General features: G+C 59.3%; 13 protein-coding genes and 1 pseudogene. 6 read left to right on the top strand and 8 right to left on the bottom strand.

Annotated elements, in window-relative coordinates:
- Window positions 1-292 precede the first annotated feature (292 nt).
- The gene (gene bktB / locus B0G69_RS36210; protein WP_121324858.1) at window positions 293-1474 is read left to right on the top strand and encodes a beta-ketothiolase BktB; all 1182 of its coding nucleotides are present in this window, start codon (window positions 293-295) and stop codon (window positions 1472-1474) included.
- Window positions 1475-1516: 42 nt separating this feature from the next.
- Window positions 1517-3184 (top strand): MBL fold metallo-hydrolase, encoded by a 1668-nt coding sequence (locus B0G69_RS36205; RefSeq protein WP_121324857.1) that lies wholly within the window; start codon window positions 1517-1519, stop codon window positions 3182-3184.
- Between the two features lie 109 nt (window positions 3185-3293).
- On the opposite strand, the gene B0G69_RS36200 is transcribed toward B0G69_RS36205, so the two are convergent.
- Entirely contained in the window at window positions 3294-3713 is a 420-nt protein-coding gene (locus B0G69_RS36200; protein ID WP_199731473.1) for a carboxymuconolactone decarboxylase family protein, read from the bottom strand.
- Between the two features lie 17 nt (window positions 3714-3730).
- On the bottom strand, window positions 3731-4732 hold the full coding sequence (locus tag B0G69_RS36195) for a nitronate monooxygenase family protein (RefSeq protein ID WP_121324856.1): 1002 nt from the start codon (window positions 4730-4732) through the stop codon (window positions 3731-3733).
- Between the two features lie 262 nt (window positions 4733-4994).
- Between B0G69_RS36195 and folE the strand changes: the two genes are divergently transcribed.
- Window positions 4995-5627: a GTP cyclohydrolase I FolE gene (gene folE, locus B0G69_RS36190; RefSeq protein ID WP_121324855.1), complete on the top strand. Its 633-nt coding sequence runs from the start codon at window positions 4995-4997 to the stop codon at window positions 5625-5627.
- Window positions 5628-5708: 81 nt separating this feature from the next.
- Here folE and B0G69_RS36185 read toward each other — a convergent pair whose 3' ends face one another.
- The 4 genes from B0G69_RS36185 to B0G69_RS36165 form a co-directional block, all read right to left on the bottom strand.
- Window positions 5709-6269: a nuclear transport factor 2 family protein gene (locus B0G69_RS36185; RefSeq protein ID WP_121324854.1), complete on the bottom strand. Its 561-nt coding sequence runs from the start codon at window positions 6267-6269 to the stop codon at window positions 5709-5711.
- Between the two features lie 9 nt (window positions 6270-6278).
- Window positions 6279-6584: a hypothetical protein gene (locus B0G69_RS36180; RefSeq protein WP_121324853.1), complete on the bottom strand. Its 306-nt coding sequence runs from the start codon at window positions 6582-6584 to the stop codon at window positions 6279-6281.
- Between the two features lie 633 nt (window positions 6585-7217).
- Complete coding sequence (locus B0G69_RS36170) at window positions 7218-8006, bottom strand: SDR family oxidoreductase (protein WP_121324851.1); 789 nt, start codon at window positions 8004-8006, stop codon at window positions 7218-7220.
- A 251-nt stretch (window positions 8007-8257) separates the two neighbouring features.
- Window positions 8258-9157, bottom strand: a complete 900-nt coding sequence (locus tag B0G69_RS36165) for a LysR substrate-binding domain-containing protein (protein WP_121324850.1) — start codon at window positions 9155-9157, stop codon at window positions 8258-8260.
- Window positions 9158-9808: 651 nt separating this feature from the next.
- Between B0G69_RS36165 and B0G69_RS36160 the strand changes: the two genes are divergently transcribed.
- Window positions 9809-10078, top strand: a complete 270-nt coding sequence (locus tag B0G69_RS36160; RefSeq protein ID WP_121324849.1) for a MoaD/ThiS family protein — start codon at window positions 9809-9811, stop codon at window positions 10076-10078.
- Between the two features lie 83 nt (window positions 10079-10161).
- Window positions 10162-11310 (top strand): exo-alpha-sialidase, encoded by a 1149-nt coding sequence (locus tag B0G69_RS36155; protein WP_121324848.1) that lies wholly within the window; start codon window positions 10162-10164, stop codon window positions 11308-11310.
- Between the two features lie 342 nt (window positions 11311-11652).
- On the opposite strand, the gene B0G69_RS36150 is transcribed toward B0G69_RS36155, so the two are convergent.
- Entirely contained in the window at window positions 11653-12459 is an 807-nt protein-coding gene (locus tag B0G69_RS36150; protein WP_121315303.1) for an IS5 family transposase, read from the bottom strand.
- Window positions 12460-12501: 42 nt separating this feature from the next.
- Window positions 12502-13033: pseudogene (locus B0G69_RS42440) on the bottom strand (tyrosine-type recombinase/integrase).
- A gap of 738 nt (window positions 13034-13771) precedes the next feature.
- On the opposite strand from B0G69_RS42440, the gene B0G69_RS36140 reads away from it, so the two are divergent.
- Window positions 13772-15517 (top strand): methyl-accepting chemotaxis protein, encoded by a 1746-nt coding sequence (locus tag B0G69_RS36140; RefSeq protein WP_121324847.1) that lies wholly within the window; start codon window positions 13772-13774, stop codon window positions 15515-15517.
- Window positions 15518-15713: the final 196 nt, after the last annotated feature.

Below are 15713 nucleotides of genomic sequence, written 5' to 3'. Positions count from 1 at the left end.
CATCGCCGCGACAGACACGCGAACCAATAAATGAACAGCGATCAAAAACAAGAACAAGAATATCGCGAAATTTCGTATGCGTCTATCCAGCATCACCCGATGTGGAACGCTTACCAGCGCGGCGCAGAAAGCATCCGCCGACCGTGCAAGTGCGCGTGCCCTACCCAGTAAACATTCTGACGGCACGATCCTGAACCGCGCATGGACATTTGCCCAAAGTTGGGCTACTTTATGAACATCGTTCTATATTTCAAACGCTAGACAGACGTATCAGCTTGTTCGGGAGAGCGTAATGCAGAGAGAAGTCGTAGTTGCCACCGGCGTTCGCACTGCGATTGGCGATTTCGGAGGCGCGCTTGCTTCCGTCGCGCCAACGCAACTCGGTGCGACGGTTGTCCGTGAAATCCTGTCGCGGGCGCATGTGGAAGGCGACGCAGTCGGACACATTGTGTTCGGCAATGTCATCCACACTGAGCCGAAAGATATGTATCTCGCCCGCGTCGCGGCGATCGAAGGCGGCGTCGGTACAGATACGCCGGCGCTGACGCTGAACCGGTTGTGCGGCTCAGGCCTGCAGGCCATCATTTCCGCAGCGCAGGCAATCTGGCTTGGCGACACGGACATCGCGATCGGCGGCGGTGCTGAGAATATGACGCGCGCAGCCTATTTGGCCACAGGCGCACGCTGGGGCGCGCGAATGGGCGACATCCGGCTGACCGATATGATGGTGGGTGCGCTGACCGATCCCTTCGGCGCATGCCACATGGGCGTGACAGCGGAAAATGTTGCGGCGAAATATGGCATATCGCGTGAGGACCAGGATGCACTGGCGGTGGAATCGCATCGCCGGGCTGGACGCGCGGTCGAAGAAGGGTATTTCAAGGAGCAAATCGTTCCTGTCGCGGTGCACAGCAAAAAGGGCGCGACGATGTTCGAACTGGACGAACATGTCCGCCCCACCACGACAGTCGATGAATTGGCCAAGTTGCGCCCGGCGTTTCAGAAGGACGGCACGGTGACAGCAGGCAACGCCTCGGGCCTGAACGACGGCGCGGCGGCCGTGCTTCTGATGGAGCGCCGCGAGGCCGAAACTAGAGGTATCCGGCCACTCGCACGACTGGTTGCCTACGCTCATGCCGGCGTTGAGCCACAATACATGGGTATCGGGCCCGTTCCCGCGACCCGCAAGGCACTGGAAAGGGCAGGGCTGACCGTTGCGGATCTCGATGTCATCGAGGCTAACGAAGCGTTCGCTGCACAGGCCTGTGCCGTTAGCAAAGAACTGCAGTTCGATCCAGTGCGTGTCAACCCGAATGGCTCTGGTATATCGCTCGGTCATCCGATTGGCGCGACCGGCGCAATCATCGCGGTCAAAGCTCTTCATGAACTGCAACGGATAGGCGGTCGATATGCGCTCGTAACGATGTGCATTGGGGGCGGTCAAGGGATTGCAGCCATCTTCGAGCGCATCTGATCCCAGCAGGCTAGCTCATACTGATCACATGAAGGAAGCGGTGTGACACGTCCCGAACAGCTGTTGTATGAACAACGGGAGCCGGCGCCGACACGGCCGGCCGCCACCATGTTACTGGTGCGCGATGCGCCAACAGCGGACGGTGTGCCCGGAATCGAGGTGCTGATGACCCGCCGGTCAATGCACGCGAGTTTCGCGCCGGGCGTCTTTGTGTTCCCCGGGGGCGCCGTCGATCCGGCAGATGCGCTCGCACTGGACGTCGCAACGCGCCGCGAGACACAGACCGATGCTCATGCTGTACTCGCCTTTGCTTCCATCCGTGAAACTTTTGAGGAGCTGGGCGTGTTGCTGGCCCGGAGAGCCGATGGCAGCGCAGTGAATAGCGTCGATATCGCTGCACTCGATCGCAAGGCGCCGTTCGCGGAACAGTGCAGGCAATGCGGCCTGAGACCGGCTGTCGATAATGTCTTCATGTTGGCGCACTGGATTACCGACCGCGATCTGCCACGTCGTTTCGACGTGTCATTCTTCGTCGCCCGCATGCCCCCGCACCAGACGCCCGATGCCGACGAGACCGAGCAGTTCGAGCCGGTATGGGTGCGCCCCGTCGACGCGTTGACCCGTCACGCCGCTGGCAATTTCGCGATGATCTTTCCAACCATTCGCACCCTCGAGAGGCTGCGCGAGTTCGAGTCGGCCGATACATTGCTGGCGGCATGCAGCACCGAAATCCCACAATGGACGAGTTGCCCACGCGGCGGACTGCTAGCCGGCGCGCAAGTCCGCTTTATGGAGCATGACGCGCCATTCGGAGAACTTGCGTTGGTCTGCCCCGATGGACAGATGCGCCACTCGCTCGATTGGCAATCGCTGGCACTCGTCCCGCTACTCAAGAACGTCAAGCGCTTGACGGCCCCCAATGGCGGCATGATGACGGGCCCGGGAACCAACAGCTATGTAGTCGGCGACGTCGGTACCGGCTTCATTGTCATCGACCCGGGACCCGCCGATGACCAACACATCCGGCGGCTTTACGAGGCAACGGGTGGCGAAATACGCATGATCGTTTGCACACATTCGCATGCCGATCACTCGCCAGCGGCGCGGCTTCTGCAAGCGCTGTGCGCAGGCGCACCGCCGGTCCTTGGACTGCCGTCCGGGCCTCTCGCCGGATCGTCCAGCTACTTCGCGCCCGACCGGACGTTGCGAGACAGGGAAATTCTTGCGTTGACAGCGGACGACACGACGCATCGGTTGATCGTCGTCTATACGCCGGGGCATGCGTCCAATCACGTGTGCCTATTGTTGATGGAGGATGGGTTGCTATTCAGCGGAGACCATATTCTGAACGGCAGCACCACGATCATTGATCCCCCTGACGGGAATATGACCGCATATCTCGAATCCCTCGATCAGCTTGACATGCTGTGCAACCAGCACGGAGTCGAATTTGTCTTGCCGGCGCACGGGCACGTACTCGGCTCCGCGCGCGCCCAAATCGCCCGCATCAAAACACACCGGCTTGAACGCGAAGCGAAAATTGCCGCGGTAGTGCGAAACTTGCCGCGGGGAACGCTCGACGAGTGGGTAGAACGTGCATACGACGATGTGCCGCGCAAGTTGTGGCCAGCCGCGACGCGATCTCTGCTCGCTCATCTCGCGCGTATTGAAGCTCGCGAACATCTTGGCCTGCCCGGCATTTTTTGCTGAGAAGGCGAAGTCGCCTTCGCCGCGGTTGACTGCCTCTCCCGTCCGAGAACGATCCAATCGAAGCGAGGGGCGGAGTCAACCGCCCTCGCTTCGCCAATGCCGACACAGACTACTCCTGAACGGTGGCAACCTTCTCGCCCAATACTTCCTTGCAAGCTTTTAGCGCGACGCTGACGGCCGGAAAACCCACATACGGAATCGCATGCAGGACGACCTCTTCCATTTCCTTCTCGGTCAGACCATTCGCTAGTCCGATGCGGACATGATTGCTGAATTCCCACGGCGTACGCTGTGCGATCAGCATGCCCAGCGTAACGAGACTTCTCGAACGACGATCGAGGCCCGGACGCGCCCACGCGTCGCCAAACGCGTTCTCAAGGGCGAGCGAAGCCGCATCTGCACCAAATCCGCCGGATGCCGCCGCTGCGTCCATTGCGCCTAGAAACTCCTCACCCAACATTTCGCGAACAACCTGACGTCCCTTCTCACGACTTTCTGACACGGTATGCTCCTTGTTCGTCATCGACATTTGTACTCAATTGCCATTCAAGCCACGCAGGCTGTTTCGTTGCCTGCCTTGTCCATCATCGTTGCCAGCCTTCGGTGAATCAGTTCGCGCGCCTCTTCGACCATGCGGCTCACAAGCTCGTCGCAGGTGGGTATATCGTGAATCAGGCCGATCGCGAGGCCTGCGGGAAACGTACCGTCGTCCGTGTCACCGGTTTCATAAATGCGCTTTCCACGTTCGCCGCTCACGAGCGGCTTCAGGTCCGCAAATGTCGTTCCCTCCTGGCGCTCCAGCTCGAGTACTTGCTCCGCCACAACATTCCGAAAGATCCGCGACGTATTCTTGAGCGTACGAAAAATCAGCGCGGTATTTCGCTCATCATGTTCGAGCAATTGGCGCTTGACGTTGTCATGGATGGGCGCCTCACGAGTTGCCATAAAGCGTGTGCCCATATTGATGCCATCAGCGCCGAGAGCGAGCGCCGCTACCATGCCACGTGCGTCGGCAATGCCACCCGATGCCAGCATTGGGATGCGCAATTGCGCGGCGGCAGCCGGTAGCAAAACTAGATTGGGCACGTCGTCTTCGCCCGGGTGGCCGGCGCATTCGAATCCGTCGACACTGACCGCGTCGCAACCAATCGCCTCCGCCTTCAATGCATGACGTACCGACGTGCACTTGTGAATCACCTTGATACCCGCCGCCTTGAAAGCAGGCAGATACGGCTCGGGATTGCGCCCCGCGGTTTCGACAATCTTGACGCCGCTCTCGACGATGACCTGCACGTATTCCTGATAAGGAACCGGCTTGATCGTAGGCAGAATGGTGAGATTCACGGCAAACGGCTCGCTCGTCATCGACCTCACGCGATCGATTTCAACGCCCAGCGCTTCGGGCGTCGGCTGCGTCAATGCAGTAATGGTGCCAAGGGCGCCGGCGTTCGACACCGCTGAGGCCAGTTCCGCACGACCCACCCACATCATGCCTCCCTGCACAATCGGATAGCGGATACCCAGTAGCTCGGTGATGCGTGTCTTCATCCTTTGACCTCCGTGGAGCGAAGCATTGCTCGCGCCGCAGTCATAGTCGATTACAGGGAATTGCCGCCTCGGCCATATTGCGACGTTCTTATTTACGAACACCGTGCAATTATATACACTTTTATGCGTGTCACCAACATTCGTATCAGTCAACACGCCGCCACCTCGGCGGCTAGACGTAATCCAGGTTTAGATCTTTCTCGTAGCGACGCATAGGTCAGATCGGGAAACGGAAAGCAGCGCACGGCTTTAAGGAGGCTAAGTGAATCAGCGCGACAGCAACGACAATCTGTTTATTACAGAACGTCCCACGAAAGCAGAGGCGGAAGAGGCAGTTCGAACGCTTATCAGATGGGCGGGAGATGATCCGCTTCGTGAAGGACTCGCAGAAACGCCCGCCAGAGTTGCGCGCGCCTATACGGAGTTCTTTTCGGGTTATTTGTCCGACCCCATGCAGATCCTCGCTACAACCTTCTCGGAGGTCGATGGCTACGACGAAATGGTTGTGCTGAAGGACATCCGCTTCGAAAGCTATTGTGAGCACCACATGGTGCCGATCATTGGCCGCGCCCATGTCGCCTATCTTCCAGATCATCGCGTGGTGGGCATTTCCAAACTGGCGCGACTCGTCGACACGTATGCGAAGCGACTGCAGATTCAGGAGAAGATGACTGTGCAGATCGCCGACGCATTGAACACGGTACTGCAGCCTAAAGGCGTCGGAGTGATTCTGGAAGCGGCGCATCAGTGCATGAGCACGCGCGGCGTACACAAACCTGGAACGTCGTTGGTCACGAGCAGGATGCTCGGCTCATTCAGGGACGACCCATCCACCCGTCGGGAATTCCTGTCGATCATTGGCAACGGCGCAATCGGACAGCTACCTAACACCTGAATGACAAAGTCGACCGGACCGGGTCGACTTTGTCATTCGTTGGAGAGGGTCCGCAACTTGCATCGTCCACGTCCAGTCTTACTACCCCTTACTGTATTCTCGCAAGCGGTCCGGATCACGCGCCTTCAAAGGTCGGTCAAACGATATATCGCTTCTGTCGCGCGTTCTGTTGCCGTTGCCCATCAACACCTCGCGCCATGCATCAGGCAAGTTGGCAGGAGTCGACTCGTTAACCGCCTCGGAAATGCATACCCGCGCAGCGATTGCCCACTTTCCGTCCCTCTTTTCAAAGCGGTCGATATAGCGGCCAAACGCTAGCGTGTCAGGCTTGACGCGATTCTCGCCGAAAAAAAGCCAATATGTTTCCGTATGCGCGACGTCGCCCTGCAAATCGACACTATGATTGAACACCATGTGATGGTGCGATAGTTGGTGCTCGCCATGGTAGTCGAATGCCCAGCTCACAAATTCTTCTGGATTGCCAACGAAAGCGCCATGATCGTCAATTGCATCAGGATGATAGGCCGACAGGGTCAACTCCCGATCCATCCGGTCGACGCCACGGCAATAGCGGTGTATGCAGTCAAGAATCGCCTGTCTATCAAGCAATTCCTCGAGGCGCTTTTCCAGTTCCGGTCTCATTTTCCCCGCTCAATTAAGAATGGCCACAAAAAACACGATCGCACCGATCAATGCACCGAGGAAACAATACCCCTCGTTCTGCCCGTCCTCGCCCGCCCCGCCGCGTCGAGCAATGCAACTTACGACACCGAAGAACGCGGCAGCACCGAGCACGACGAAAATCATCACAATGTCGAAAATTGCCGAGAGGCCGAGTTCTTCCATCCGCCAATCCCGTACTAGAAAATACGCCGCTACTGCAATGATCGACAGCAGCAGGAGCGGGAGCATGATCCGGCGTTCGTCGCCGGAAAGTTTGTGCGTGATTCGACTCATCAACGCTCTCCCTCGGACATATCTGTTGGGTGCAGTGCGGCGCGATTCAGCAGACCGTGTACGGGCCACATCGAACCGACCCTGCGAAGCAGCGTAGTCCGTTGCGAAGGCGCTGCGGCAGCTTTGAGAGAGGCCGACTCGCGCGCGTTCTTCTCTTGCGGCGGAGGTACGTCCGCGCACGGCACTTCGGAACGAAGCGAATAGTCGGCGAGATCGCCGTTCAGATCGCTGTAGATGAGGTACATAACTTGTCTCCGATCGGCCGAGGCCTGATGGGTGCTCGTGGACACCTCTTGATGAACATCGTAGGCGAGGACGTTCGGTTATGCAACTATCCGTTCAATTATTCGGATCGGTATTTTCACTACCAGCCAGTTTTTTCTGCCGCTGCAACATAGCATGAAATTCTGGGGAGGGCAGCCCGCAAATGCACGACGCAAGGGGATTCAGCGTCGCGTGGTCGCTCGAGAAGCGCGCTATCTATGCGGCGCTGCTGCATAAAAAATCCCCGGCACCGACCTATCGGCACCAGGGACAAAAGGACACCATGCATAGGCTTCGCATGCTGCTTACAACACGAGTGAACACCGTCCGGCCTGGGGCGGTGTTCGTGATCGATAATTTACGTACTCTTCAGGAAACCTGAAATCCTCCGTCGACAGCGAGCAATTGGCCTGTCACATAGTCGGCAGCCGGAGAGGCAAAGAACAGCACCGCGCTCGCGATATCCGCAGCGCTCCCGATCCGACCCAAAGGCATACGCCCCGGTTGGGTGATCGGTCCGTGTGCTTGATGGACTTTCGTCGATGCCGCTGCGCCCTCGGTTGCAACGCCGCCGGGAAGCACTGCATTGACCCGAATCCGGTCCGCAGCGAATTCGAGCGCGGCAACTTTCGTCAGATTGTTCACGCCGGCTTTGGACGCGCCATAGTCACCGTTATCAAAAATCACGGGCTGCAGCGAGGCCACTGAAGAAATATTAATGATCGATCCGCCCGCCTTGCCGGCTTGCATCCGTTTGATGGCTTCGCGCATGCACAGGAAAGTGCCACGCAGATTGACCCTCAGCACGCGGTCCCACTTCTCGGCCGACGTATCGACGAAGCTCGTTTTCGGATAGATCCCGGCATTGTTGACGAGGATGTCGAGCCGGCCGAGCTTGGCATGCGTCGTATCGAACATCCCGGTGATCGAAGCTTCGTCGCCAATATCGACTTTGACCGCGATTGCCTTGCCCGACGCATCTTCGATCTGCGCGACTGTTTGCAGAGCGCCCTCCTCGTTAAGATCGGCGGCGACGACAACCGCGCCCGCTGACGCCAGCAGCAGTGCTGTCTCGCGTCCAATGCCCGACCCTGCACCAGTGACGACTGCGACGCGCCCATCGAGATTGAACAGGCCCGCTAACTTCGATGTACTCATTGCTCCTCCGGATGCTCGCAATGCGAACGGTTATTTTATGAACGTCATTCGGAAACATAAACTCTTGGGCAAGTAGTGTCAAGGCGGCGATGAGCGGCAGGAAGCAGAAGGAAGGAAAAATGACAGGAGAACACGCTGCGTTGCACAGTGTGACAAAGACGAGTAAAGCAGTCCGCGCGAAGGCTCAACAGCGTTCGCCCGCCGCGCCGACTCGCGATCGACAGTTGCAAGCGGCCCGTCGTTTGAGCGGCTCAGTCGGGCGTGGCTGCCGCGAGTTCGCGAATGATATCGAGCATGGCCCGGTGGTAGGCCTTGTGTGGGCGATCGGTCCAGACCAGGGAAACTTCAGTATCGAACGATGTCGGAATGTCGTCTATGTCGACGAAGACAACGCCTTCCACGGGAAGGTGCCGTGCCGAATCCAGCATTAGTCCGACGCCAAGCCCGTTTGCGACGAGATTGAGCATCGTGTAAGGATGCCGTGCCTGCTGGGTGACTTTGGGAGACAAGCCTGCTTCCCGCCGAGCGGCTTCGAACGCCGCGAACACGGGCTGGGACATTTGTTGCGGAAACATGATCAGCGGATACGCCGCGAGGTCGGCGACCCGGATACTGGCTTGCTGTGCCAACGGCCAACTCGCTGGAACAGCAGCAACCAACCTCATGCGTTCGATTGTGGAGCTTTCCAGACCTGACACGTCGGCCGCACTGGTGACGACCACGCCAAGATCGATGCTGCCGTTCTTCACGCTGGCCACCGTGAGCGCACTGCCGCGCTCGATCAAACGGACGTCGACGCCGGGCCACTGCCGACGCAGCGTCTGTATGGCGAGCGGCATGATGCGCATCGCGCACATCGGCACAAACGCAATGCTAAGGCTGGCTAATTCATCCGCCGCCTGGCGCACGCGGCGCTCCGCCATTTCCGCTTGTGCGATCAAAGGTTTCGCTTCTGCCAGTAGCGCCGCGCCTGCACTCGTTAACGAGACGCCACGCGGAGTACGTTCCAATAGCTTGGTCCCGAGCGACTCTTCGAGGCGCATGATGGATTGACTCAGCGGCGGTTGCGCCATGCCGAGTCGCGCTGCAGCACGGCCGAAATGTTGAGTTTCGGCGACCGCGATAAAGTGCCTGAGGTGACGCAATTCCATGGCGTGATATCGCTTTGATATGACTCGATCTCGACAGAATATCCTTTTTAAACTATCACAGCTAACCCTCCATGTTCCGCTTGCTGAGACGCTTGATCGGAATGACATGTCCTCATATCCACAGAGATGACAAACCAAGTCATGTGCAGTGAACCTTGACCACGGCTTCACTCACCGAGCTCGGTAAGCCGTCGTTCGTATAGATCAACCTACCGTCAACGATCAGATCTGCTGCATTCTGGATCGTGTTGCCGTCTTGACGCTCTGAACATAAAGCAATACATTTCAGAACGATGTTCATTTTTACGAACGTCACAACGAAAGATAGGAGAATGGGCTGTCGGATCTAGCATCGGGAAGCACGGCTTCGTAGCAGAGAATTCGCGGTTAGGCCACGATCGGGGGCTGTTTCTTTGCGCGCAGCTTTTTGCGTTCATCAGCTGGTCGCAACAAGGTGTTGGCGAAGGTCAGCTTTCGTTACTGGCGAATGAGTCTTGTCGACCCTGAGCCGCCTTTCGGACTCGCGACACCGCAACGGCCGCTTCGGAGGCACAACCTGTCGTCTGTTGTATGGCGATGCCCCGAAGCACCCGGCGAATCGTCTAAACTGCAGAATCGACGAACAGGCCATTCCCGCTCGGCTATCCCGCCATGGCGCACATCTTCTTCGCTGCTTCGATTCAACGGCATATCGCAACGCCCGAGCGCGAGATCGACGCGCGCACGCTCGGTGAAGCACTGGAGGCCGTCTTCGCCGCGCAACCTCGACTGCGCGGCTACATCCTTGACGATCAGGGCTCACTGCGAAGGCATCTCACCGTGTTTGTCGACGGCCGGCCGGTGCGCGACCGACAACATCTGTCCGATGCGCTCGGCGAGGAAAGCCGGGTTTACGTCATACAGGCGTTGTCGGGCGGATAAGAAGGTTCCACTCTTACTCGAGCTTTGCATGGGACCAGAGTAAGCGCTAAAGCGCCAACTCTGGTCGACAGGAGACACTCCACATGAGCGATCGATTGCTTGTTGCAACCCGCAAGGGATTGTTCGTTCTGCAAGCCGACGGCGCGGGCGGCTGGACGCTCGGTGAGCCGTATTTCGTCGGCGAGCCGGTGAGCATGGTGCTGCCTGATCCGCGCGACGGTTCGCTGTATGCCGCGCTCAATCTCGGCCACTTCGGCGTGAAGCTGCATCGCCGGCGCGCGGACATGGAGGATTGGGAAGAGTGCGCGGTCCCCGTCTACCCGCCGCAGCCTGCCGACGAGACGCATACCGGTGACGGCGCGGACACGAGCGCGGACAATGCGAGCGCGGCCGTGCCCAGCCCGCCGGCTCCTCCCTGGACGCTCCAGCAAATCTGGTCGCTCGAAACCGGCGGCCCGGACGAGCCGGGCGTCCTGTGGGCCGGCACGATTCCCGGCGGGCTCTTCCGTTCCGACGACGGCGGCGACACATGGCTGCTCAACCGGGCGCTGTGGGATCGCCCGGAGCGCCGAGAATGGTTTGGAGGCGGCTACGACGCGCCGGGCATCCATTCCGTGATGGTCGATCCGCGCGACAGCCGGCACGTGACGATCGGCGTGTCGTGTGGCGGCGTCTGGCAAACCGCCGACGGCGGCGCGACCTGGCGCGTTAGTGCCGAAGGCATGGAGGCCGACTACATGCCGCCCGAGCGGCGCGGCGATGCCAACGTGCAAGACCCGCACCGCGTCGTGCAATGCGCCGCAAATCCAGATGCGCTGTGGACGCAGCATCACTGCGCGATCTTCCGCTCGACCGACGGCGCGGCACACTGGCAGCGGATCGAAGCGCAGCCATCGAGCTTCGGCTTCGCGGTTGCCGTGCATCCGCGCGAGCCGGACACCGCGTGGTTTGTGCCCGCCGTGAAAGACCAATGCCGGATCCCGGTGGACGGCCAGTTCGTCGTCACGCGCACACGCGACGGCGGCCGCACGTTCGAGCGTTTCTCGAACGGGTTGCCGCCTGCACCGGCGTATGACCTCGTGTATCGGCACGGGCTCGCTGTAGATGACTCCGGCACGCGCCTCGCAATGGCGTCGACCACCGGCGCGCTATGGACGTCCGACGACGGCGGCGAAAGCTGGCATTTGATTTCAGCGCATTTGCCGCCGGTATATTGTGTTCGGTTTGGATGAGGGCGCGGGGGGCGGGCTGGTGAGACATGAAACGCCTACATTGCCATTCATGCGCCGGACATAGCCTGAATGCGTGCATCGGCGTGATGGATCGATCCTTCGAGCCGTAGGCGCCGGCGAACCGCTTTGTGTAGCTCGGCTTGTCACAGGAGACTTTTTGACACTTCGCCGAACGTCTGATCAGCACCAGCAGTCACGCGGACGCCCTGTGCGAGAGACAGCTTTTGGCGGAGGACGCAGTTCCCTGTACGTCCGGAGAATGATTCTGACGAATGACCCTTGATGGCCCGAACAGCGACCGATGCCCAATCGCTGTCCCAAGGGACCTCTGTCTAGAGGGTGTTAGGCACTTTTGTTAAGGGCTGCAAAGTGGACAAGCATAAGCACGGAGAATACGACGAAGTGCAAACCAGCCAAGGTTTCGGGCAATCGCTCGTAGTCTCTGGCCAGCCGGCGGAAGCGGTTGAGCCAGCCGAAGCTGCGCTCGACCACCCAGCGGCGCGGCAACAGCACGAAGCCCTTTTTCGCCTCCGACAGCTTGATTACCTGAAGCTCGATCCCTTCGTCGAGTGCTGCCTGCGCAGGCTCTTCGCCGGTATATCCCTGATCGGCGAACGCCACCTTCACCGTCTGGCCCGTGGCCTGCTGAACCTGACGCGCCAGTTCTCCGACCTGCGCACGTTCCTGTTCGTTGGCCGGCGTAACACGCACAGCAAGCAATTGCCCCAAGGTATCAACCGCCATGTGGACCTTGCTGCCACGTTTGCGTTTGTAGCCGTCGTAACCGGCGCGAGGTCCACTCTCGCAGGTCGACTGCAGGGTCCGCCCATCGAGAATGACCGCGCTGGGTTGACCACGACGCTTCTGGGCGATCCGGATGATCGAACGCAGGTCATTCACCATGGCCTCGAAACAGCCGGCCTGAATCCAGCGTTGCGTCTGCTGGTAGACCAGTTCCCAAGGTGGAAAGTCATTGGGCAACAAACGCCACGGTGCACCCGCGCGTACGATCCAGCGCAGCGCGTTGAACATCTCGCGCAGTTCGTAGCGGCGCTGCGGTGCGTCCTTGTTCATCAAGGTCAGGTACGGAGCGGCGAAGTACCACTCTTCATCCGATACATCCGTTGGGTAAGGCGTGCGTTTTTTCATCCCACCAGGATACCAGGTCCGACAAAAAGTGCCTAACACCCTCTAGACTTCGGTCTGTTCCGCCATCTCAAGCGCATTGTCGACCTCGATGCCAAGGTACCGCACTGTGCTTTCCAATTTCGTGTGGCCGAGTAGCAGCTGCACTGCCCGCAGGTTTTTCGTGCCGCGCTAAATCAGCGACGCTTTGGTTCGACGCATGCTGTGCGTCCCATATGCCGTATCGTCAAGCCCGATTGACCCTATCCAGCGATGCACCATGCGAGAGCATATTGACGTGTTGGAAGGTGGGGCAACCGGTGAATGCGGCACGGGAATAGAAAGTCTGGAGGCGACAGTCTCGCTACCTTGATCCAGGCTTCCACACTATCTCGGGTTTGGCTCAGTGATTTCGAACTGAACCGGCCGTTGCGTCTTCTGCTGCATCACCGTTGCGCGTGACGCAACGCGCTGACCAAGGCAAATATCACGCACTCGCAGTTTGGTCAAGTCGCGCGCTCTCAACTTGCTGTCGATGGCGAGGTTGAACATCGCAAGATCGCGTGTTCTGGCTGCCGGTTTGGAGATGAATTCGGATCGCTCAGATCCCTTTCAGTTTCAGCGGCGGCTTCTGCCCGTCAACTTGCCTTTTATTCCAAGGCACACGTGCCGTGCTGACAACGGCAGTCGTTCCATGACGATCTCCTTTCGAGGGGTGCCAGTCTGCGCTGACCGCGGCGGGCAATGGCCGAGCCTCTCCAGACGTTGAACCGGACGTCACCTCATCGGCCACTTTTAGTCGCCGGCTTTGCCGCCTTCATCTTCACCCGCAACCTTACAAATTAATTACTTGAAAGCCCGAGGTAAAGCGAATCTGTGCGTAAACGATAATTAGTATGAAGAATAAATTCTCACTGCCGTTAACTCAATACATGAACCACTTGTCGCGTCCCCGGCCGTCGAGGTCTGGACGCGGGGTCAGATGTCAACCGTAGGGGAAGATTCGCCGTGCAATGTCTGAAGGGGTAAGGGCTACCCAGCTCGTCCTGGGCTTTCCGGCCGTCATAGTTCTTCTCGTCAGAGCGGGTGACTGAAACCTCGTCGATATGCGCGGTGACAATGCCTGCATGGACGGGTGCCGCGACAACGGGTGCCTGGCGTGCGCAGAAGCCTGCAGATGTTGGCGGACCTCCGCGCTCCAGTCTCGGCCACCTCAGCCGAGACACTGGTTATTCAAGGTACATCGCGACCGGCATTGCCGACTATCCGGCGAAGCGCGAGCGTTGGTGGGATCTATTTCTCAGTTCCGGTTTTTTTCACGTCGAAGAAGCGAGCTATGAACATCCGCAATATGAAACTCGGCGCCAAACTAATCAGCGCCTTTATCCTGGTATCGGCCATCAGTGCCATCGTCAGCGTGGTCGGTGTCCGCAACATGGCGCAGATTAGCTCGAACGCAGACAAGACTTATCGATTGGATCTCGTGGGGCTGAACCTGATCCAGCAGGCGAACGCCGATGTGCTGAGGGTCGGCACGTATCTACGCAACGCCATTCTGGCTTCCACTGCCGAGCGGCGGACTGCCTCTCTGGCCCAGGCTGAAAAAGCCCTGGCCTCGGCGCGCGAGCACCTCGATCAAGCTGAGCCCCTCGTCTATACCGAGAAAGGGAAGGCTACCTTCGCCGATCTCGATCAGGGCTGGCACGATTACATACAGGCCTTCGATGGAATGAAAGGCAGGATTAACGCCGCTGGGTTACAGGATCAAGCTAGCCTGACTGACTATCTGTTGGGCGAATACCACCAGAAGGGTTTCAAGACCTTGGTCCTGATGGGCACCCTGGTTGATGTGAAACAGGGCGACGCACAAAGGACGGCCGGATCTAACGACACGGTGTACGAAGAAGGCCGCAATCTGATGCTTGTGCTGGTGGTCTCGTCTCTGTTGATCGGTTTGGGAATCGGCGTCTGGATGGCGCGTAGTCTGACACGGCAGCTGGGGACTGAGCCGGTGACAGCCGCCGACCTGGCCAGAAGCGTGGCAGCCGGCGATCTCAGCGTAAGCATCGACCTGCGGCCCGGCGACACGAACAGCCTGATGGCATCGCTGAAGACGATGCGCGATGCCCTCTCGCAGGTCGTGGCGGAAGTCCGCGAGAACGCCGAACAGGTGGCGACCGCGAGTGCGCAGATCGCGCAAGGGAATCTGGATCTGTCGAGCCGCACGGAGGAGCAGGCAGCATCACTCGAAGAAACCGCATCGAGCATCGAAGAACTGACCGCGGCGGTCCGTCACAACACGGACAACGCGAAGCAGGCAGCAACGCTCGCCGGCACGGCCTCCGGCATCGCACAGCAAGGCGGCGAGGTCGTCGGGCGGGTGGTCGAGACGATGCGCGAGATCTTCACCAGTTCGACCAAAATGTCCGAGATCATCAGTGTGATCGAGGGTATTGCCTTCCAGACCAACATCCTCGCACTCAACGCGGCAGTCGAGGCGGCTCGTGCCGGCGAACAGGGGCGGGGATTCGCTGTCGTGGCCGGTGAAGTCCGCGCGCTCGCGCAGCGCAGTGCCAGCGCCGCAAAGGAAATCAAGGATTTGATCGCCGATTCGGTCAACCGGGTGGAGGCGGGCTCGACTCTTGTCGAGCAGGCGGGCGGCACGATCAATGAGATCGTCGCGTCGGTGAAGCGTGTAACTGACATCGTGGGTGAAATCTCGTCGGCGTCGCAAGAACAGAGCACCGGCATCGAGCAGGTCAACCAGGCAGTCAACCAGATGGACCAGGTCACCCAGCAGAATGCTGCGCTGGTGGAAGAAGCATCGGCGGCGGCCCAGTCAATGGCGCAGCAGGCCAAGGGCCTGCAGGCAGCGGTAGCCTTTTTCAAGGTCGCCGACAGGCGAGTACCTGTGTCACAAGCAAACACACCCCGGAAGGAATCACATCGGGCACCGCCGACAATTCACGCGTCTTCCCCTGCGCGGTTGACAAAGCCCACGACGACGCCACGCCTTCCGACTGGCGGAAGCACCGTGGTCACGACCAGCGCCAGTGAGACTCCCGACTGGCAGACATTCTGAACGGGTCAGAGCATTCAAGCTGGACGACAACCTTTAGTCGAACGGACCGAGGGTCGCGATCCACGCGCGCCGTACGGTCGATACCACCTCGCAGCTCTCGCCTCATCCATTGAGGCAATGCATGCGAGCGACGTCGTAGCCGAGGACGACTACTCACGGATGGAGACACGGGCCCGTTTCAGGCGGGCTCGATGAA

Source organism: Paraburkholderia sp. RAU2J (genome assembly GCF_003634845.1).
Taxonomy (GTDB): domain Bacteria; phylum Pseudomonadota; class Gammaproteobacteria; order Burkholderiales; family Burkholderiaceae; genus Paraburkholderia; species Paraburkholderia fynbosensis.
This window is presented reverse-complemented; position numbering and strand designations above follow the sequence as displayed.

Coding starts and splice junctions, on each gene's coding strand:
- B0G69_RS36140 (WP_121324847.1), top strand. CDS start 13,772: ATGAACATCCGCAATATGAAACTCGGCGCCAAACTAATCAGCGCCTTT.
- B0G69_RS36150 (WP_121315303.1), bottom strand. CDS start 12,459: ATGAAAAAACGCACGCCTTACCCAACGGATGTATCGGATGAAGAGTGG.
- B0G69_RS36160 (WP_121324849.1), top strand. CDS start 9,809: ATGGCGCACATCTTCTTCGCTGCTTCGATTCAACGGCATATCGCAACG.
- B0G69_RS36155 (WP_121324848.1), top strand. CDS start 10,162: ATGAGCGATCGATTGCTTGTTGCAACCCGCAAGGGATTGTTCGTTCTG.
- B0G69_RS36195 (WP_121324856.1), bottom strand. CDS start 4,732: ATGAAGACACGCATCACCGAGCTACTGGGTATCCGCTATCCGATTGTG.
- B0G69_RS36165 (WP_121324850.1), bottom strand. CDS start 9,157: ATGGAATTGCGTCACCTCAGGCACTTTATCGCGGTCGCCGAAACTCAA.
- B0G69_RS36180 (WP_121324853.1), bottom strand. CDS start 6,584: ATGAGTCGAATCACGCACAAACTTTCCGGCGACGAACGCCGGATCATG.
- B0G69_RS36200 (WP_199731473.1), bottom strand. CDS start 3,713: ATGTCGATGACGAACAAGGAGCATACCGTGTCAGAAAGTCGTGAGAAG.
- B0G69_RS36185 (WP_121324854.1), bottom strand. CDS start 6,269: ATGAGACCGGAACTGGAAAAGCGCCTCGAGGAATTGCTTGATAGACAG.
- B0G69_RS36170 (WP_121324851.1), bottom strand. CDS start 8,006: ATGAGTACATCGAAGTTAGCGGGCCTGTTCAATCTCGATGGGCGCGTC.
- bktB (WP_121324858.1), top strand. CDS start 293: ATGCAGAGAGAAGTCGTAGTTGCCACCGGCGTTCGCACTGCGATTGGC.